The sequence below is a fragment of the Oenococcus kitaharae DSM 17330 genome (genome assembly GCF_000241055.1).
GTDB classification, from domain to species: domain Bacteria; phylum Bacillota; class Bacilli; order Lactobacillales; family Lactobacillaceae; genus Oenococcus; species Oenococcus kitaharae.
The window spans coordinates 1,422,557-1,442,997 of record NZ_CM001398.1; the positions used below are offsets into that span (position 1 = coordinate 1,422,557).

General features: G+C 42.1%; 20 protein-coding genes. 2 read left to right on the plus strand and 18 right to left on the minus strand.

Features of this window, described 5'->3' with window-relative positions:
- The first annotated feature begins 329 nt into the window (after positions 1-329).
- Positions 330-1,208 (plus strand): proline iminopeptidase, encoded by an 879-nt coding sequence (pepI, locus tag OKIT_RS07130; protein WP_007746512.1) that lies wholly within the window; start codon positions 330-332, stop codon positions 1,206-1,208.
- A gap of 90 nt (positions 1,209-1,298) precedes the next feature.
- Here the strand turns inward: pepI and OKIT_RS07135 are convergent, their stop codons facing one another.
- The 18 genes from OKIT_RS07135 to OKIT_RS07220 all read right to left on the minus strand — a co-directional run bounded on the left by OKIT_RS07135 (position 1,299) and on the right by OKIT_RS07220 (position 19,792).
- Positions 1,299-2,459 (minus strand): ArgE/DapE family deacylase, encoded by a 1,161-nt coding sequence (locus OKIT_RS07135; RefSeq protein WP_007746513.1) that lies wholly within the window; start codon positions 2,457-2,459, stop codon positions 1,299-1,301.
- Positions 2,460-2,493: 34 nt separating this feature from the next.
- Entirely contained in the window at positions 2,494-3,264 is a 771-nt protein-coding gene (gene recO, locus OKIT_RS07140) for a DNA repair protein RecO (RefSeq protein WP_007746514.1), read from the minus strand.
- Entirely contained in the window at positions 3,264-4,193 is a 930-nt protein-coding gene (gene era, locus OKIT_RS07145) for a GTPase Era (protein WP_036593571.1), read from the minus strand. Before era ends, recO begins: the two co-directional genes overlap by 1 nt.
- Positions 4,194-4,631, minus strand: a complete 438-nt coding sequence (locus tag OKIT_RS07150) for a diacylglycerol kinase family protein (RefSeq protein ID WP_007746516.1) — start codon at positions 4,629-4,631, stop codon at positions 4,194-4,196. It lies immediately after the preceding gene.
- Complete coding sequence (gene ybeY, locus OKIT_RS07155) at positions 4,615-5,076, minus strand: rRNA maturation RNase YbeY (protein ID WP_007746517.1); 462 nt, start codon at positions 5,074-5,076, stop codon at positions 4,615-4,617. The genes OKIT_RS07150 and ybeY overlap by 17 nt, the downstream gene beginning before the upstream one ends.
- A complete protein-coding gene (locus OKIT_RS07160) occupies positions 5,069-6,055 on the minus strand; it encodes a PhoH family protein (RefSeq protein WP_007746519.1) in 987 nt (328 codons plus the stop codon). The genes ybeY and OKIT_RS07160 overlap by 8 nt, the downstream gene beginning before the upstream one ends.
- Positions 6,052-6,501, minus strand: coding sequence for a GatB/YqeY domain-containing protein (locus tag OKIT_RS07165; protein WP_007746520.1), 450 nt, complete (start codon positions 6,499-6,501; stop codon positions 6,052-6,054). The genes OKIT_RS07160 and OKIT_RS07165 overlap by 4 nt, the downstream gene beginning before the upstream one ends.
- Before the next feature lie 55 nt (positions 6,502-6,556).
- Complete coding sequence (gene rpsU, locus OKIT_RS07170) at positions 6,557-6,751, minus strand: 30S ribosomal protein S21 (RefSeq protein WP_002817109.1); 195 nt, start codon at positions 6,749-6,751, stop codon at positions 6,557-6,559.
- A 67-nt stretch (positions 6,752-6,818) separates the two neighbouring features.
- Positions 6,819-11,132 carry a PolC-type DNA polymerase III gene (locus OKIT_RS07175; RefSeq protein WP_007746526.1) on the minus strand — a complete coding sequence of 1,438 codons (4,314 nt, stop codon included), beginning with the start codon at positions 11,130-11,132 and terminating at the stop codon, positions 6,819-6,821.
- A 4-nt stretch (positions 11,133-11,136) separates the two neighbouring features.
- Positions 11,137-12,846 (minus strand): proline--tRNA ligase, encoded by a 1,710-nt coding sequence (locus OKIT_RS07180; protein WP_007746527.1) that lies wholly within the window; start codon positions 12,844-12,846, stop codon positions 11,137-11,139.
- Between the two features lie 4 nt (positions 12,847-12,850).
- Positions 12,851-14,122 (minus strand): M50 family metallopeptidase, encoded by a 1,272-nt coding sequence (locus tag OKIT_RS07185; RefSeq protein ID WP_007746528.1) that lies wholly within the window; start codon positions 14,120-14,122, stop codon positions 12,851-12,853.
- The gene (locus OKIT_RS07190; RefSeq protein WP_007746536.1) at positions 14,119-14,919 is read right to left on the minus strand and encodes a phosphatidate cytidylyltransferase; all 801 of its coding nucleotides are present in this window, start codon (positions 14,917-14,919) and stop codon (positions 14,119-14,121) included. Before OKIT_RS07190 ends, OKIT_RS07185 begins: the two co-directional genes overlap by 4 nt.
- The gene (locus OKIT_RS07195; protein ID WP_007746537.1) at positions 14,916-15,671 is read right to left on the minus strand and encodes an undecaprenyl pyrophosphate synthase; all 756 of its coding nucleotides are present in this window, start codon (positions 15,669-15,671) and stop codon (positions 14,916-14,918) included. The genes OKIT_RS07190 and OKIT_RS07195 overlap by 4 nt, the downstream gene beginning before the upstream one ends.
- The gene (frr, locus tag OKIT_RS07200; RefSeq protein WP_007746538.1) at positions 15,671-16,213 is read right to left on the minus strand and encodes a ribosome recycling factor; all 543 of its coding nucleotides are present in this window, start codon (positions 16,211-16,213) and stop codon (positions 15,671-15,673) included. Before frr ends, OKIT_RS07195 begins: the two co-directional genes overlap by 1 nt.
- On the minus strand, positions 16,213-16,944 hold the full coding sequence (gene pyrH, locus OKIT_RS07205; RefSeq protein WP_007746539.1) for a UMP kinase: 732 nt from the start codon (positions 16,942-16,944) through the stop codon (positions 16,213-16,215). Before pyrH ends, frr begins: the two co-directional genes overlap by 1 nt.
- 4 nt (positions 16,945-16,948) lie before the next feature.
- Positions 16,949-17,827 carry a translation elongation factor Ts gene (gene tsf / locus OKIT_RS07210; RefSeq protein ID WP_007746542.1) on the minus strand — a complete coding sequence of 293 codons (879 nt, stop codon included), beginning with the start codon at positions 17,825-17,827 and terminating at the stop codon, positions 16,949-16,951.
- Between the two features lie 43 nt (positions 17,828-17,870).
- The gene (rpsB, locus tag OKIT_RS07215) at positions 17,871-18,665 is read right to left on the minus strand and encodes a 30S ribosomal protein S2 (RefSeq protein WP_007746544.1); all 795 of its coding nucleotides are present in this window, start codon (positions 18,663-18,665) and stop codon (positions 17,871-17,873) included.
- A 134-nt stretch (positions 18,666-18,799) separates the two neighbouring features.
- Positions 18,800-19,792 carry a GIY-YIG nuclease family protein gene (locus OKIT_RS07220; RefSeq protein WP_007746545.1) on the minus strand — a complete coding sequence of 331 codons (993 nt, stop codon included), beginning with the start codon at positions 19,790-19,792 and terminating at the stop codon, positions 18,800-18,802.
- Between the two features lie 20 nt (positions 19,793-19,812).
- Here OKIT_RS07220 and OKIT_RS07225 point away from each other — a divergent pair, with 20 nt between their 5' ends.
- A complete protein-coding gene (locus OKIT_RS07225; protein ID WP_007746546.1) occupies positions 19,813-20,436 on the plus strand; it encodes a lysophospholipid acyltransferase family protein in 624 nt (207 codons plus the stop codon).
- The last annotated feature ends 5 nt before the right edge of the window (positions 20,437-20,441 follow it).

A 20,441-nucleotide genomic window follows, 5' to 3' on the forward strand; every position in this document is an offset into this window, starting at 1 on the left:
ATGGCTGACTTTGAAAACAAAAAAAATCCCGACAGCACATCGATGCTGCCAGGACGCTTGCACGCGGTTCCACCTGACTTCCGCCAAAAATGGCGACACTTTACTTCCAAACACACTCAACAATCGCCACACTGTCTCATCGTACGTTTGAACACAAACAAATAATACTATTTTCAAAAAATTAAAACAATGGTATGCAGCAGACTACGGCATCATGACAGCACAGTAATATACACACATTATTGTCAGATGGTAGGTCTTGGTTTGACGAACTGGAAAGCGTACAGTCAAACATGAAATGATCTTTTAATCAAAGGAGGATTGATTGCATGAAAATTGAAGAAGGCTACATGCCCTTTCGCGGGTTTAAGACCTATTATCGTATCGTTGGTGAAGCCAATGGCAAGGCACCCTTGCTTTTAATTCACGGCGGCCCCGGATCGTCGCATAACTATTTTGAACTGCTGGATGACTATGCTGAAACTGGCGGCCGGCAGCTGATCATGTACGATCAAGTCGGTTGCGGCAAGTCTTCCTTGCCAGAGGACGAATCCGTCTATGTCAAGGAAACCTGGGCCGAAGAATTGATTGCCCTGCGCCAATACCTGCACCTAGATGAATTACATATGCTAGGACAATCTTGGGGCGGGATGCTGGAAATGCTCTACCTCACTCAGTACGACCAGACTGGTGTCAAGAGTGTCATGATTGACGGCTCGCCAGCCTCAATTAAATTATGGACGCAAGAGCAACATAGGTTAATTTCCTACTTGAGCTACGAAGACCGTCAAGCGATTGCCGAAGCTGAACGGACTGGCAACTTCTCTGGGCCGAAATACCTGGCTGCTAACGACCGTTACATGGAACGTTATTGTTGGGATGACCCGGATGAAAGCTCACCAGAACCGCTCCGTCGCAAAACTAACGGGAAACGGGCCAGCCTGATTGCTGAAGGCCCCAACGAATTTACAGAGAACGGCACTATCAGCGACTACGATGTAACCGATGATTTGCACAAGATTCACGTGCCAGTGCTGGTAACCAGCGGGACAGATGATTTGTGCACACCATTGATCGCCAAATCCGTTTATGACCATATTCCTGGAGCAAAATGGCATTTGTTTGCCAATAGCCGTCACCTAGCATTGTTGGATCAGCGTGATAAATTTATTTCTGTGCTGGATAGCTGGTTAAAAGCAAACGATTAGAGATGATTGAAAAAGCCCATGACCTGTGATGAACAGATTGTGGGCTTTTTGATTCTTTTAGGGTCGCTCTTTCACAACTTATTTAGTGTTTTATTGCAAATATTCTATAGCGATTTTTTCGTAGATTGCAGCGGCCTGCAGATAGACCTTCAAATCCAAGTGCTCATCAACAGCATGGGCACAATCGTCAGATTCCGGTCCGAAAATCAAAATTGGGAATTTTGCAGTTCCCTTGATATATTCAGAGGCCTCATTAGCACCCGAGCCAGCTACCAAGCTTCCCGGAAAACCACTGATTTCCTGAATCGCTTTTTGGGCTAGACGTGTAAAATCACTTACCTTCTGAACCGGCAATGGCAGTTCCGGAAAGACAATTTCTAATTTCAGCTTTGCAACCGAAGATTGGTTCAACTGGTCGATAATTTGTTCAAGTGATTGAATAATCTCGTCATTGCTGACCTCAGGGATTGTTCGCATATTGCCGCCTAAAACAGCAGAATCGGGAATCTGATTCAACTGTTTCCCACCTTCGATCGTTGTAAAGGCATTCGTAAATGAACCTAAAATCTCATTTTTTTGCGTCAAGCTCTTAAAGTATGTATCAAATCGATCCATGACTTGACGCAAAGCGTTAATGGCATTGATGCCATTTTCAGGCCTGGAAGAATGAGCGCTTTTTCCAGTTGCAAAGACACGATAATCGATCACACCTTTGTTTGTGTAGCCTATCTGAAATTCCTTGCGCGGTTCACCTAGAATTAAAGCCGTAACGTCATCTAAGGCACCGCTTTGTGTGACCTGTTTGGCACCAATTTCGCTTGTCTCCTCGCCAACCGTCCCGATTAATTTGAGACTGCCGCTAAAATTCGATCCAGCTCTGACAATCGCTAAAGCAGCTGAAGTCAGCGCAGACAATCCGCCTTTCATGTCATCCGCACCGCGTCCATACAAGATATTGTCCTGAATTTCAGCCTTAAATGGATCATGTTTCCAAGTTGACAAGTCACCAGCCGAGACCGTATCCTCATGTCCAGAAAACGCCAGCACCTTGTTGCCAGGTTTTTTACCCTTAATCGTCAAAACCAATGACTTTCTGCCAGTATCAGCCTCGATAAAACGGCTTTGAACATTATCATAACCTGAAAATAAGTCGCTAATATAGGCAGCCACGGCTGCTTCGTTCTTGTTATCAGTCTCGAACTGGACAATTTTTTGAAAAATCTCGATTTTTTTTGAATCTGCTAAAACCATATAATCCCCTTCATTTTCAGATTATTGTATCAGTTCAGTCATTGTTTGTGCGTTTGATTTCTAAGCCGTTCATCTGCTCAATAAAACTACGAGCTCGTGTTTTCAAGCCAATTTGACGATCGTAAATTAAATTAATCACACGCTGCAAGCTGCGCTTAATCTTGTCAGAAACTTTGATTGAATGAATTTTTTCAAGGTCTAGGCGAGAAAACATCCTCAAATAGTAAATAGCAGCCGGGTCGGCATGCAAACGATGTTCATCCATGGCAAAGTGTTGTTTGGCCAAGATGCCATTATATTTTTCTGAAAAATCGAATTCACCTTGCTGAGTATGATCAATTGGGTCATCAATCAGATTGGGTTCAACACCAAAAACAGTCAACAATTGAATTTCGAAAATATTGGCAATGATTTGAGGATCAAGACCTGAATTAATCTTTTCAAGACCAGTGGCCAGCATTCGATACCAGCGATCGATGGGCTGATGCTCCTCAAAAGCGGCAGCCAGCAGTTCAGCAATATGGCTGGCATAGGCATTTAAAAGGATATCCAATGAAATTTGCTGATACAAACTGATTTGATCAATCGAATTTAAATATCCAAGCCCATTATTTTTGGGCAATCTGCCAAAAAAAGTGCCATGCGCAAAAAGCTGAGTCACGATTTTCATCTGACTTTTGGCTTTTTTGCTGCCGCGGCAGAGATAAGTATTGATACCGATCCCAGGGCTGATGATTCTGATAAGAGAATCATTTTCCGAATAGTCGCGTACACCGATAACGATGCCGGAAAATCTATCATCCATTAGTTGTCTTGTTTGGAATTATAGCCCAGTTCCTGTAAAGCCTGCGGCCGTTCGCGCCAACGCGGTTCGACCTTAACCCAAGTTTCCAGATAAACTTTGTCGCCCAGCAATGGTTCGATATCTTTTCTAGCAAGCTGACCGATTCTCTTAATCATGCGGCCCTGCTTGCCGATGATAATATTCTTTTGAGAAGCGCGTTCAACAATAATCGAAGCTTGGATGTGCAGCTTGGCATTTTCGCCATCTTTTTTCATTGAATCAATCACAACCGCAATCGAATGAGGAACTTCCTGCTCTGTGAGCTGTAAAATCTTTTCCCGAATTAATTCTGAAACTAAAAACCTTTCCGGATGATCAGTGACCTGATCTTTATCAAAATACTGTGGTCCAGGATTGAGCTTACCAATAATATTTTCAACCAAATCCGGAACCTGCTCGCCAGACAAAGCAGAAATAGGATAGACTTCTGACCAGTCAATCGCATTTACCGTGTAACTATTAATCGTATTGAATAAATCATTTTTATTTTTGATAAGGTCGATTTTATTAACCAACAAATAGATCGGCGTGTTTTTGATTTGTTTTAAGCGATTAATAATAAAATCATCGCCAAGGCCGCGTTTTTCAGAAGCATCTACCACAAATAAAACTGCGTCAGCTTCATTCAATGCACCAAGACTGGCTTTTTCCATATACTGATCCAAACTGTTATGCGGTTTATGAATGCCCGGCGTATCCAAAAACACCACTTGAGCATTATCTGTTGTATAGATGCCGGCAATTTTATTACGCGTCGTTTGTGCCTTGCTTGAAATGATGGCAATTTTTTGTCCAACGATATAATTTATTAACGTTGATTTGCCGACATTCGGTCTGCCAATAATTGCCACAAAGCCAGATTTAAAATCTTTTTCCAAATTAGTCTCCATTTAATAATTAAATAAATTATGTATGCCAAGCCAATGCCAGAGATAAGGCTGCAAAATAATTGCCAAAATCGCAAATTCAATCATCACAGCAAATACAACACCAGCTGCCGCGACATCTTTAGCCAATTTTGCAAGATCATCATAACGATCGCCTACAGTTAAATCAACAATTGCCTCAATGATAGTATTCAAAATTTCTGCAATGATCGCAAAAGAGACCGCAATCGTTACCCAAAGCCAATCCGAACGAGATAGATGGAATTGAATGCCAACCCATAAAACGGCAAGAGCAATCACGATATGAATACGAAAATTCCGTTCCCGGCTCAGCATGATCCAGACCCCGTTAAATGCATTAAAAAGCGCAACAAAAAAATTCTTGTTGCGTTGATATGTTTTCCTTTTTGGCCACAACGGTTTTTTATCTTGTAAGCCCATATTCCTCTAAAATCGCATCCTGTAAACCGAACATTTCGTCTTCTGCTGCCTGACTTTTAGTATGATCATAACCTAAAAGATGCAAAAAACCATGTACAGCCAAATAAGCCAACTCTCGGTTGTAACTGTGACCATATTCTTCTGCTTGGTGTTTAGCATGATCCAAACTAATAAAAAGATCACCAAGCTCCTCGGGAACACCTTCGATGTGAATGCGGTCCGCCTCTTCTAAAGCAAAAGAAATCACGTCAGTTGCGCGGTCGGTATCACGATACTGTTTATTAATTTTGTGAATTTCTTCATCGTCGACAAAATTAACAGACATTTCATAATCGTGATCCAATTTCATAAAGACTGCTGCATGCTGCAAAACATCCTTCACGAGAGCCGCATCGTCATTGTTCACTTCTTCTTGTTTGTCGTCTAGCACAACAACATCAAGCATCTTTTTTCTGTTCCCTTCTCTTTTCATCTCGTTCATAGGCATCAACGATTAATCCTACCAATGGATGACGCACAACATCATCGTGTGTAAAGGTGACCATACCGATCGATTTAACACCCTCTAAGATCCGACGAGCCTGAATCAGCCCAGATTGTTTTGACCCCTTAGGCAGATCAATTTGTGAGATATCACCATTAATCAGCATACGCGAATTAAATCCGAGCCGCGTGAGGAACATTTTCATTTGCGCAGGCGTCGTATTTTGTGCCTCATCCAAAATAATAAAAGCATTGTCCAAGGTACGGCCACGCATATAGGCTAAGGGTGCTACTTCAACAATCCCTCTCTCTAATAAGCGGCTGCTTTGTTCAGATCCGATGATAGCGTCCATGGCATCATAAATCGGGCGAAGATAGGGATCGACTTTTTCCTTTAAATCACCTGGCAGAAATCCTAAGGATTCCCCCGCCTCAACAGCTGGCCGTGTGATAATAATTCGGTCAACATCACCTTTTTTCAAAGATGAGATCGCCATAACAACAGCTAAATAGGTCTTACCAGTTCCAGCCGGTCCGATGCCGAAAGTAATCTCATTCTTTTTAATCGACTGAATATACTGACGTTGCCCAATGTTTTTGACGCGAACCGGACGATTTCTCGCGTCATTGATCAAGGTATCGGAGTAAAGCTCTGTGAAATACTCCAAAGTCCCCTTTTTCTGCATTGTGATAGCACTTGCAATATCCGACGGTCCAATCTGGATATGTCTTTTGATCAATTTGACCAAAACTAAAATCACGTCTTGTGCAGCTTGGACGTGTTCCTCTGGTCCCTTAACAATAATTGAATTGGCTCGCTGACTGATTTCGACATTAAAGCCCTCTTCTAAAATCGTGAGAAACTTGTCTTGATTGCCGACGATACTTTGCAGTTGTTCAGGACTTTCTAAAGGAAATTCGCGGTTAATTATCTGACTCATTGAGCTCCTAATTTTGTTTTCACGAGCGATGCAACTTTAGCACCGTCTGCGCGACCCTTAGTCTTAGCTGAAAGGACGCCCATGACTTTACCCATTTCTCTCAGGCCGCTTGCATTCAACTGCTGAATTGTCTGAGAGACAAGATCATCTAATTCAGCCTCAGTCAGCTGTTCAGGCATATACTTGGCCAGCACTTTGATCTCATCTTCAGTCTTCTCAACTAGATCCTGTCTTTTGCCCTTTTTAAAATCAGCAATTGAGTCATTTCTAGATTTAACTTCGCTTGCCAAAACAGCTAGCGTCTCGTCATCAGATAGATCATGACCTAATTCAATCTGCTTATTCGAGATGGCCGCCTTGGCCATTCTCAAAACACTGAGCGTTTCTTTGTCCTTGGCTTTCATCGCTGTAATGATAGCTGCTTGAATATCGTTTGTTAGACTCATTTCTCTCCTAGTTATTAGTAATTATATAAAAAAAGGCCTTGCGGCCGTTTCCAAATTAATGATCGTTACGAGCACGCTTACGAGCACGCTTTTGTGCGGCCTCGCTCTTTAACTTGCGAGCCACAGAAGGCTTGACATAAAACTCACGCTTGCGAACTTCCTGAAGGGTACCGTCTTTTGCGACACCGCGCTTGAAACGACGAAGTGCATCATCAAACGATTCATTATGACGAACAATAATACTTGCCATGTTATATCCCCCTCCTTTCGTGTCCGATTTACTTGCGTATGACCTAATAATTATGACATTTTTAGGCTTAAATGGCAAACAAATCCATTTGATTGGCATCTGTCATACCATCCAGCATATGATTCTGATCCATAAAATCGATCAAAGTCTTGTTAACAGAGCCGCGTTTGGCCAAATCTTCTTTAGAAATAAAGTCGTGTTCAGCTCTAGCTGCAACAATGGCTTTAGCCACGTTATCGCCCAGGCCGGGTAATGTGATAAAAGGCAGGATAATTTGATTTCCCTTGATTTTCCAATCAAAAGCTTCGGATTCATAGAGATCAACCATTTTAAACTCGATGCCGCGCTGCCAGGCTTCATTGGCAATCTCATAAATGGCAAGTGTTTTCGATTCTTCTTTATTCAAATCATTGTAACGGCTGCGGTAACTTTTCACGAGTGCTTGAACTTTATTTTTCCCTTGCGTAATCCCGACAGCATCTAGTGTCTTATCTTTGGCACGGACAGAGAAATAAGCTGCGTAATAAATGGCTGGGAAATAAACCTTGAAGTAAGCAATACGGAGTGCCGAGGTCACATAGGCTGCAGCATGTGCACGAGGAAACATATACTGAATCTTCTGCATCGATTCAATATACCAGTTCGGTACTTTCGGATGTGCTTTCAAAATAGCCATGTGCTCATCGGAAATTCCTTTACCTTTACGCACTTTTTCCATAATTTGAAAGGCATCAGACGAGTCTAGCCCAAAGGACATTAAATCGGTCATGATCTTATCACGGGTTCCGATAACAGTACCAATGTTGGCCTGCCCAGCTTTAATCAATTCATCAGCGTTGCCATTCCAGACGTTCGTTCCGTGAGACAATCCGGAAATCTGCAGCAGTTCGCCAAAATTATGCGGCTTTGTCTGCTCAAGCATACCGCGGACAAAGTTGGTCCCGAATTCCGGAATGCCTAAAGTACCTGTGTTGGACATAATTTCCTCTGCAGTTACCCCAAGAGCTTTGGTCGATGTAAACAAGGATAGAACACCTGAATCGTTGACAGGAATCGTTTTAGGATCAATGCCGGACATATCCTGTAATGCTCGAAGCAAGGTTGGATCATCGTGGCCTAGGATATCCATTTTCAAGACATTATCATGAATTGAATGGTAATCCAGATGGGTCGTTTTCCAGTTGGACTTTGTATCATCGGCCGGGAATTGAATAGGCGTGAAATCATAAACATCATGATTAGCTGGAATAATGATGATACCACCAGCATGTTGACCGGTTGTTCGTTTAACACCTGTAATGCCGTCAGACAAGCGGTCTTCTTCAGCCTTGCGGTAATGAATCTGCTCTGATTCCTCATAATTTTTAACCATGCCATAGGCAGTTTTTTCAGCAACGGTACCAATTGTTCCGGCACGAAAAACATTGTTTTCACCAAACATGACCTTCGTATAATTATGCGCGATCGGCTGATAATCGCCAGAGAAATTCAAATCGATATCCGGTACTTTATCACCTTTAAAACCTAAGAAGGTCTCAAATGGGATGTTTTGCCCATCGCCAATTAAGAGTGTGCCGTCAATCGGATTTCGTTTTTCCGGCAAATCAAAACCTGATGAGATCGTATCGTCATCAACGAACTCAGTATAATTACCATTTCTGGAACGATAATGTGGTGGTAGAGGATTGACTTCAGTAATACCCATCATCGTCGCAACTAGTGACGAACCAACCGATCCACGCGAACCGACGATATAACCGTCTTTATTTGATTTATCGACCAGGCGCTGACAAATAACATAAATAACCGCATAGCCGTTACCAATAATCGCGTTCAACTCACGATCCAGACGTTTTTGGATAATATCCGGCAACGGGTCGCCATACATTTCTTTGGCACGCGCAAAGGTTTTTTGTCTCAGAATTTCTTCTGAACCTTCAATTTTCGGTGTTGATAGTCCTTTTTTCAAAGGCTGAACATCATCGATACTGTCGGCAATCTTGTGGCTATTTTCGACAACAATTTCATACGCCTTATCTTCACCAAGAAAACTAAATTCATCTAACAGATGCTGCGTTTTTTTCATCGACAAATCGGCTAAGCGATAACGTGTTTCACCGCCTGCTGATGACCGAGCAATTTTTGAATTCAACAGAATTGTTCGATAAATGCGGTCTTTTTCGCCAACATAATGCACATCACCAGTAACTACTAATGGTTTTTTCAACATTTCGGCTAAGTTGACATAATCACGAATAATTTGCCGCAAAGCTCCATCGTCTTTAATAAATCCCGACTCAATTCGCGGTTGATAATTCTCTAAGGGCTGTACTTCAATGTAATCATAGCCAACTCGGTCGGCCAGTTCACTAGCCTTGTCGAGTCCTTCACGCGCAAGCGTATCAAATAATTCACCAGAAACATCGCCCGAACCAACAAGCAGCCCTTCATGATATTTTGTTAACAGGCTTTTAGGAACACGAGAAACACGATAGTAATAATTAACATTCGACTCAGAAACCAGCTTGTATAAATTCTTCAAACCGATCTGATTTTTCACAAGGATCGACAAATGTGTCGGCCTTGTTTGACGCCAGCTGTCATGATCATCTGTATGCTCGTTCAATTGCTCATCGTAGACGATACCGTACTTCTCTTCAGCTTCTTTTAAAAACAGATGCAGCAGCATCCCAGTTGCTGTCGAATCGTCAATCGCGCGATGATGGTGCTCCAAATTAACATTGAACTTCTTAGACAAAAAATCGAGTGTATAACGACCAAAATTCGGGTACAGCCAGCGAGCCAAATTCAACGTATCCAAAACCAATGTGTCGATTTTAGGCAATTGATGCTGCACTAAAGCATGATTAACAAAGCCATAATCAAAGCGAATCACATTATGTCCAGCTAGGATAGTTCCCTTATAAAAATCCTGGAATGAGCTCAGTACTTCAGCTTCGGGCTTGCTATTCCTAACAAGATCATCGGTAATTCCTGTCAGATTGATTGTTTGTTCAGACAGAGGGAAACCAGGATTGATGAATTCATCAAAAGTATCCAACACAGTACCATGTTTCATTTTGACTGCGGATAACTGAATAATTTTATCTGAAACAGCCGACAAGCCAGTGGTTTCAATATCGAAAATTGTATATTCAGAATCGGATAACTTCTCATGCTGCGTGTTTATTGCAATCGGTTCACCATCGGCAACAAAATTAGCTTCCAAACCATAAATTGCTTTGACACCAGTCTTGGCGCTGGCCGCAGCTGCTTCAGGAAATGCCTGAACATCCGCATTATCCGTGATCGCTAAAGCAGGCTGCTGCCACTGCGCTGCCTGATCAAATAATTCACTAGCCGAATTAACAGCATTTAACGCCGTCATTGTGGTGTGCGCGTGTAGCTCGATACGATGCTCCTTTCCTTCTGGAACAGGATCACTGTCGGCTTCTTTTTTGACAGTTTGCAAATCATTAATATTCAGAGACAATTCGCCGCCCATAAAATCATCCACAGCAACACGACCACGAATTTTCACCCAAATTTGAGAAGGAATATTTTTTAGTACGGCGTTGTCTTTGGCATTCCGTGAGAAAACTTTTGCCGAAATCGAGTTCGTATAATCAGTCACTTCAATCGTTAAAATGGCACCGCCACGGCGTGTCTCACGATAATCCGATTTATAAACGTACCCTTCGACAACTACATTGTCCCCATCGGAAACCTGGTCAATTGGCGTCAATTTACTCGATTTAGGAATTGCATTGCCTAAGAGCACATTTGTGCTTATTTCTGGCGCCGCTAATTGTGCGACAGAGGCCGCGGATTCATGTATTTCAGCTGCCTGAGATGTTTCAAACTGTTCTTGAATCTCAGCTTGCTTTTCACTATCGACATTAAAAGTAAATGGCAGGTCAACACCTAATTTCTTGTAAATATCGATAATATCTGCATGCAAATTCGTAAAGTAAGACACGCCCGCTTTTGTCGTCAGCAAGGCTTCAATACCACTACCAGTATCTGCAAAATTGATACCGGCTGAAATTTCATTAGTAAATGGTGTGTTTTTATCCAAAATAGAAAGGACAAGATGCCAATATTCACCTAGCTGTGTTATACCAGCCCGCTCTGCAACTTGAAATTGAAAGACACAATGAATATTTTCTTTCACGAAAGTGTCTTTAGTATCAATGATTAGACGGCCTAAAACCGTGGGAAGCAGAAAATGATCACTAGTAAAACTAAAAACCCACTGCCGTTCATCTGGATCAACTAAAACACTTTGAAGTACGGCACCATCTAATTTCTTAGACAGCTGATCGTCGCCATGTCCGATTTGTTCCAAGAGAATTTTTAATTTAGAGTCATTTTCATTCATGCTGTTATTTTAGTTCACTAAATTTATTTTTTAGATACAAAACAAGATCATTTACAGAAATTTTTTCGGATGTTTCCTCACTTCTTGCCTTAACCTCGACAAGTTTATCAGGCGCATCGCGGCCGACAACAACTCTGATTGGGATACCGATTAAATCTGAGTCCGCAAATTTAACACCGGGCCGTTCCTTTCGATCGTCAACTAACACCTCAAATCCAGCTGCTTGTATTTCTGTTTCAATTTGAGCACTTAGCGCTTGTTGAGTTGCATCTTTCGTATTCATGATGATGACATGCACATCAAAAGGTGCTACAGCCTTAGGCCAAATGAAACCTTTGTCATCATTTGATTGTTCAGAAATTGCCGACAATAGGCGTGAAACACCAATACCGTATGAACCCATGATCATATCAGTTAACTTTCCTTGGTCGTTTTGAATTTGGCCGCCCATTTTGCTTGTATAAAATGTGCCAAGTTTAAAAATGTGTCCGATTTCAATTCCCTTAGTGAAAACTAACTTGCCTTTTCCATCAGGTGCGAGGTCTCCCTCTTTAGCAGTTCGAAAACTGCCAATTTCAAAATTCGTCAAATCACGATCAAGATTGAAATTGGCATAGTGCTTGCCATCCTGGTTTGCCCCAACAAACCAATTTGCTTCATTGCTGATCGTTCGATCAACTAAAATACGCAGTTTAGAGTCTGCACCTATTGGTCCGAGCGAGCCAAAATGTGCCCCTAATGTCTGGAAGACATCCTTTTCGTTTGCCTCAACTAACGAGTCCGCATTCAGAAAATTCTTAACCTTAATTTCATTAACTTCGTCATCTCCCGGAAGCAACACAGCGACGAATTGCTCGTCAGCTTTGAAAACGATCATCTTGGCAATTTTATGCTCAGAAACCTGCAGTAATTGGGCGTCATCAGTAACTGTTCGCGTATTCGGGGTATCAACAAGGTGAAGTTCTCCGGCCGCTTCGGATGGTTTTTTGCTTTCAAAGAAAGTTTCTGCCATTTCGATATTTGCTGCATAGTTCCCTTGATCCGAATAGGCAATCACATCTTCACCAGTATCGGCAATTGCCTGAAATTCAGCTGAAGCTTTGCCGCCCATATCACCAGCATCAGCAATGATTTCACGGTAATTCAGCCCTACGCGTTTAAAAATCGTCTTATAAGCTGCTTCCATTGCATCGTAAGCCTGATCTAGGCCTGCTTGATCGGCTGAAAAAGAATAGGCATCTTTCATAATGAATTCGCGGCCTCTTAGCAAACCGTTTTTTGGACGCAGCTCATCTCGAAACTTTTGTTGAATCTGGTACACAATCAAAGGCAGTTTCTTGTAAGATTTGATCTCATCAGCAAAAATTCGTGTAAACGTCTCTTCATGTGTCGGTGCCATGATAAAATCACGTGCCTGTCTATCCTTGAGCTGGTACATTTGAGGACCATATGTATAAAATCGACCTGAACTCTTCCATAATTCAGCTGGAATCATTTCTGGCATCAGCATTTCATTAGCATCAATTTTGTCCATCTCCTGTCGGATAATGGCTTCAATTTTGTTAATCACGCGATCTGCTAGTGGCAGATAAGCAAAAATACCGCCTGCTAGCTGTCGAATAAATCCGGCACGCAGCATTAAGATGTGACTTTGCACCTGTGCATCACTGGGAACTTCTTTCTCAGTTGGTATAAACATTTTGGATTGTTTCATTTCTTTACCTCAATAAATCATTAATCGTAACTGCGATCATTAATAAAATTATAAATACAACACCGGAAATCATCACAACTTGATTAGTTTTCTCAGAGAGAGGCTTTCTGCGGATCGCTTGGATCAAATTCAGCAGAAGTTTCCCGCCATCTAAAACTGGAATTGGGATCAAATTAAAAATGCCAATGTTTAAACTTAGAAATGCCGTTAAACTTACAACACTTAAAAATCCAGCAGCAGCTGCGCTGCTGGTTGTTTGCGCAATTGCTACAGGACCTCCCAGTTGATCGAGGCTGGGGTGAGTGATTAAGTGCAAAAAGGCAGAACCGATCATTGTTGCGCCTTGATAGAAACTTGAAAAAGCATAATTAACTCGCTGATTTAATCCTGTTCCTGTATCCTGCTCAACGCCAATCAGATATCTGGTCTGTCCTGACTCAACTGCTTTACGGGGCTGAATAGATATGGTCCGCTGCTGGCTGCCTCTTTTAAAAGTAACCTTAATAGGCCGATCCCCCACCGATGTGACAGCCTGTGTCAATTGATTCCAACTATGTACTGATCGGGTATTTATTCGCGTAATCACATCGCCTTTTTTCAGACCTTGTCTTGCGGCGGGATAACCTGGCATTGGATCAATCTGCGAATTGGACAATGGCACACGAGGTAAAGCCGCTGACAAGCCGATAAATAAGACAAAAGCAAGCAAGAAATTCATCAATGGCCCAGCAAAATTAACGATTGCCTGTTTCCAGATTGCAATATTTGGTAATTGTCTATTTTTAGGCGCTAATTCGAATTGACGATCTTCGGAAATTTTTATCTGAGTATTTTCGGCCAAACGATAGCTGACGTCCACATTTTGGTCCTCATTAATAGTGCCGGAAATAATAAAAGTTTGGTTGGTATCCAATTCCTTGATTCGCATCAATTGTGTGTCCGAATCGGCTGGCGAATCCGAAATATCTATTTGATTAACAACCTGTTTTTTTTCATCAGCAAATTTGAGTTTCACCAATTTTCCCGGTCGTAAATCCTCAAGATACTCATTTTGCTGGTCTCCACCTGCCATTAAGACATATCCGCCAACAGGCAGAATTCGTATGACATAGTTGGTACCGTGCCAATTTTTGCCGAATATTTTAGGACCCATCCCTATCGAAAATTCATAAACCACAACACCGAATTTTTTAGCCGCAAAGAAATGGCCAAATTCATGAACCGTGACAATCAGGCCGAAAACTAGGATGAAAGCAACAATCGCAGTTAAATTCATGCTGTCAGTCCAATCAAAACGATAATCGGCATGACGATCAGCATGGAATCAAAACGATCGAGAATACCGCCGTGACCCGGCAAGAGAGTACCGGAATCTTTGACACCAAAATACCGTTTTAAGGCTGATTCAATCAAATCTCCGAATTGGCCTGCAATCGAAAGAACGAGAGTAGCCAGTACAATTTCAAACAGTGAAAAATGAGTTGCAAAATGCGTACTTTCTGCAAAAATAATTGCCACGATTGTCGCTACTGCAGTCCCGCCGATAGAGCCTTCCCAAGTTTTATTCGGACTAATTTTTGGTATCAGCTTGTGTTTACCCAATTTTCTGCCAATTATGTATGCAAAACTATCCGTCAGCCAAACAATAATCAGTCCGAAAACGAACGCCATCCAGTTTTCGGCCCTTGCCTGTAAGAAGAAATGAAAGCCGAAACCTATATATAAGACCCCTAGTGAGAGAGCACCGGCATCATCGAAACTAAGTTTGTTATTCGACAAAACCGTTGTCAGCAGCAACAGGAAAATAAACAAATATATTAAAGTTCTTGGATTTAAGAAAGCCGGTGCCGGCAGCAAACGCCAAAAACTATTTGGTAAAATGGTGACAACAACAGCCACAAAAGAGACTAAAGCCTCAAAGCTGACAAGCAGCCGTTTTTTCATGAATAGTAGTTCGCCTACTGCAATCACGCCTAATAACGAAATCAGAATAGTTAAAGGAATGCCCCCTTTAATTACAAAAGGAACGAAAATGGCCAGAGCAACAATTGCTGTAATAATTCGAGTTCTCATGATTCCTTTATCTTACCAAAGCGCCGATCGCGTTTTCCAAAAGAAGCCAACGCGAATTTGAAATCCTCTCCAGAAAAATCTGGCCACAATTTTTCAGAAAAAATAAATTCAGAATAGGCCGCCTGCCAAAGAAGAAAGTTGCTGATTCTTTTTTCTCCGGAGGTTCGGATAATCAAATCAGGATTAGCCAAATCTCCTAATTGCTTCGTTAAGAGATTTTCTTGAAACAACTGATCGTTTATCTGGTCCGGTTGAATAAGACCCTCCTGGACTTGTCGTGCAAGCGATTGTGCGGCATCCACGATCTCTCTTCTGCCGCCGTAATTAAAAGCAAAATTTAAAATCATACCAGTGTTTTGCGAGGTGTCTGCAACAGCTTTCTCGACGGCTGACCGTGTTTTATCAGGTAGGCCATCGACTTCACCGATCACTTCAACTTTGATATTATTTTCAATTAGTTCAGGCACAAACAGATTAAAAAAATCTATAGGCAAGTGCATTAAATAACTCACCTCAGTAGCTGGTCTGCCCCAATTTTCCGTTGAAAACGCAAAAAGAGTCAATACTTTGACTCCAAGTTGATTGGCAACAAGCGCAATCTTTTTCACATTTTCCATGCCGGCTTTATGTCCGAAAACTCTTGCCTGGTGTTGACGTTTAGCCCAGCGCCCATTACCGTCCATGATAATCGCAACGTGCTTGGGAATCAGCTGATCGTTTTCCTTAGAACTCGCTGCATTAAAAAAAACCATCAAATCTCCATTAATTCTTTTTCTTTGTTATCCGCAATTTGATCAATATCTTTTATTTCCGAATCGGCTACTTTTTGAACATCCTCTTCGGCTTTATGGCGCTGATCTTCGGACAAATCCTTGTCTTTTTTTAAATCATTCATAAAGTCTCGACGAATGTTTCGACTAGCAACTTTTGCCTTTTCGGCCTCGGCTTTGACTTGTTTGACCAAATCTTTACGACCATCCTCAGTTAGGATAGGAATCATCAGACGGATAACATTACCATCGTTTTGAGGCGTCAAACCAAGATCACTCGCAAAAATAGCCTGCTCAATAGATTTCAATGAGCTTTTGTCGTAAGGCGTAATCAGTAATATCCGTGCCTCCGGAACTTGTATACTAGCAAGTTGATTTAGCGGCGTCGGGGCACCATAATACTCAACCTGAATTTTATTAAGCATATTCGGATTTGCTCTGCCGGCACGAATGTTGACCAATTCATTTTGAAAGGCTTTGCTGGCCTTTGCCATTCTATTTTTTAAATCTGCTAGATCAATCATTATCTGGATCCTTTAATTACTGTTCCGATATTTTGTCCTTCAATGGCTTTCTTAATATTGCCAGGCTCATTCAAATTAAACACAACCAAAGGCATATCGGTATCCTTTGCCATAGCACCTGCGGTTGAGTCCATAACCTTTAATCCTCTTTGCAAAACTTCATCGTAGGTCAGTTCGCTGAATTTAACTGCATCGGCAAACTTGCGAGGATCAGCATTATAAACACCATCGACACCATTTTTACCCATTAAGATTGCATCAGCATTAATCTCAGCGGCGCGAAGAGCTGCTGTTGTATCTGTTGAAAAATAAGGTGAACCAGTACCAGCACCAAAAATGACAATTCTGCCCTTCTCCAAGTGACGAATTGCACGTCCACGAATATAAGGCTCAGCGATTTGTCTCATTTCGATTGCTGTTAAAACACGTGTATCGACACCTGCCTGCTCCAAACTATCAGCTAAAGATAGGGCATTCATCACTGTACCCAGCATACCGATATAATCGGCTCTTGCTCGATCCATACCTGCTTCAGCAGCCGGTTCCCCACGCCACAAATTGCCACCGCCATTGACGATTGCAATTTGGATTTCCGGATATGTCCTCTTAATTTCAGCTAATTCATTTGCAACACGACGAACCGTTGGCAAATCAATTCCGGTTCCAGATTTACCAGCTAGTGCTTCTCCTGAAAGTTTGAGTAGTACACGATGAAATTCTATTCCAGCCATAGAATTACCCGTTGATCTGTTTAGCAATTTCTTCAGCTAAACTCGTCTCTTGTTTCTCAATGCCCTCTCCAACTTGGTAACGGACAAAAGATTCTACTTGAGCACCTTGCTGCTTCAAATATTCGGCAACTGTTTCACCATCACCCTTAACAAAAGGCTGATTCAGCAATGCCAATTCATCCAAGAATTTGCCTAAACGGCCCTCAACAATTTTTTCTTTGATGCTATCAGGCTTGCCGCCCAAATCATCGGCTTTCATCTGGATTGCCTTTTCGTGTTCAACAACTTCACTTGGAACATCTTCTCTGCTGAGATATTTCGGTGCAATGGCTGCGATATGCATCGCAATGTCTTTTGCAACTGCAGCATTTCCGCCTTTAAGCAAAGCGATGACTGAAATCTGACCGCCAAGATGTGAATAATTACCAAAAACCTCGTCATCTTTTTTCTCAATCAGGCTGAAACGGCGAAGCGTAATTTTTTCGCCAGTGTGTGCCGATGTCTGTACGATTTCGTCATTAAGGGTGCCGTCATCAACAGGCAAAGCCAGTGCGGCTTTTAAATCTGCCGGCTTATTTTTGAGGATTGTAGATGCTACCGTATGCAGAAGTGCCAAAAACTGATCATTGCTGGCAACGAAATCAGTTTCCGAATTCAACTCAACAATCACTGAACGATTGCCTTCCTCAGCGACATAGGTCATACCTTCAGCAGCCACACGATCTGCCTTTTTCGCTGCCTTAGCCACGCCGCGTTCTTTCAAAAGGTCAATGGCTTTTGCCATATCGCCATCAGCTTGGACGAGCGCTTTTTTTGCATCCATGATACCTGCGCTGGTTTTTTCGCGCAGTTCTTTAACTTGTGCTGCAGTAATTTGTGCCATTTTCTTTACCTCACAAAAAATCGCCTAAAAAGGCGACTTATTTTTAGTTGTTTGATGAAACTTCTTTGTCTTCTGTATCAACAGGCTGACCTGCGTCTACCTGCTCGCCAGCCGCATCAGCGAAGCCTTCTTCAACAGAAGCCTCGCCTGCGTCTTGTCCCTGGCGGCCTTCAATAATGGCGTCTGCCATCTTCGAAGTAATTAATTTAACTGCACGAATTGCATCATCGTTTGCAGGGATCTTAACGTCAACCAAGTCTGGGTTTCCGTTAGTATCGATCATTGCTACGACCGGAATATTTAATGTACGTGCTTCTTTAACAGCGATTTCTTCTGTTTTTGGGTCAACCACAAACATAACATCAGGAATGTCTTCCATGTCCGCAATGCCACCAAGGAACTTTTCCAACTTTGCTTTTTGTTTGCCCAACTGAGAAGCCTCTTTCTTAGGAAGCTTGTCAAAGGAACCGTCTTCTTCAGCGGCTCTGAGTTCCTTTAAACGGTTGATACGAGTCTTGATCGTATTCCAGTTAGTCAGAGTGCCGCCAAGCCAACGATGATTAACATAGGCAACGCCGGCGCGTTTTGCTTCTTCTTCGATTGCTTCGGTAGCTTGTTTTTTAGTTCCGACAAACAAGAAGTTTGCGCCATCGGCTGCTTCGCCTTTGACCCAGTTATAGGCATCATCTGCCATACGTAAAGTTTTTTGTAAATCGATGATATGAATACCATTACGAGAGGTAAAGATATATTCATCCATCCTTGGATCCCAGCGCCTAGTCTGATGACCGAAGTGTGCGCCGGCCTCTAAAAGTTCTTTCATTGAAATTGCAGCCATTTTGGCCTCCTAATGTTTTTGTCCTTGCAGAAACTTCTACTGCTTTGCCGACTCCAAAGAGCAACGGGCAAAGCATCTATTTCTGCTGTGTATTGGCGAATGCCGTTTAATAGTTTACCTGAATTGCGGGGCAATTACAAGCCTATATACCGTTCCTTCTCCGCACGGGTCAAGCGTTTAAAACGGCTTTCAAAACTTAAAGCCTCATGTTTGCTCGAAAATTTTTCACGATAAACTAAAGTCAGCGGATGGTGTTTATCTACTTTTGTAAATTTAGCACCTCTCTTGGCCTGGTGGGCAGCAAAACGACGGTCGACATCATCACTCGTTCCTGCGTAAAGAAAATTATCTGCCGTCTGGATAACATAAAAATAATAATCTCTTTTTTGAAGCAGCTCTTTGATTTCAGGTGTGTAATTATCCTGCCGATTATAAATTACAAGCGGCTTATCGATCTGAACTTTTGCATTGCTGGCCTGTTTGATAGCCTTGACGAGAACCATTTTAGCTTGGCTCTCTGCCTTGCCGTAGACGAATCGTATTTTGCTAATGCCAAACCCATTTGCAATTGCCTCACTGAAAATATTCGCTATTTTTTCAGCACGATATACAAAATATAGTTTGCCCCTTGATTTCAGATATTTTTTTGACTGTGAGAAAAGCGTATGCAAATTGAAGTTACGGCCATGTCTTGCAAGCGACCGGGATGGGTCCGGGCTCTTGGAAGCGTAATCCTTCTCATCAAAATATGGTGGGTTAGACATAATCAGATCCAGCGAATTCAATGGAAAAATGTCAGCAAGCTGATTAACGTCTGCCTGGAAACTTTGAACCCGATCTTCAAGATTATTCAGTTGAATTGATCTTTTTTCCAATTCGAATAAATCTGAATCAATTTCAATCAACGAAATTTTGCCGCTGCTTTTACGTGCGTAAGCCAACCCGATGATGCCGCTGCCGGATCCAAAGTCAGCAGCTCTCTGCCTTTGAGATCGGCTGTCATCGATAAAATCGGCTAAAATCAAAGCATCAATCCCAAATTTGGGCAAGGAATTATTCTGAATAATTTGCAGTGAATCTGTCACATTTTCAATCTTTTCCTGCGTTTGTAAGGTGTTTTTTGACATTTCTCTATATAATAATAGTCATGTATGTGTTCCTTTTTCGAATCATTCAAGCAATTCGCTGGATAATTAACGGCAAATTAAACATTCAGGGCCGCACTAATATCCCTGAAAATGAACAATTCATTCTCGTTGCGCCGCATCGCACTTGGTGGGATCCCTTGTGGTTTGCCATTGCTCTACTGCCCAAGAAGTTCATTTTCATGGGAAAGAAAGAACTATTTAAAAACAAACTTTTCGCCTGGGCCCTTCGAAAAGTTGGCGTATTCTCTGTCGATAGACAAAATCCAGGCCCGTCGGCGATTAAAATTCCCGTTAAAGAATTGAAAAGCGGCAGCCGAAATTTCATGATTTTCCCTTCCGGTTCTAGGCACTCCTCCCAATTAGAAGGCGGTGCGGTAGTAATTGCCAAAATGTCTGGTAAAAGCCTTCTGCCAGTAGTCTATCAAGGACCATTAGCTTTCAAGGGTTTATTTAAAAGAGGGTCGTCTACGATCGCTTTTGGCCCGCTTATTGAGGTGGGACGAAAAGATTCGATGGCTGATACGATTAATAAGATGCAGGCTGCGTTTACCAAACTTGATCAGCAAATCGATAAAGATTGGCATTACGTTGACCAGCATCCAGAAAAAAAGAATCAAGACTAAAAAAC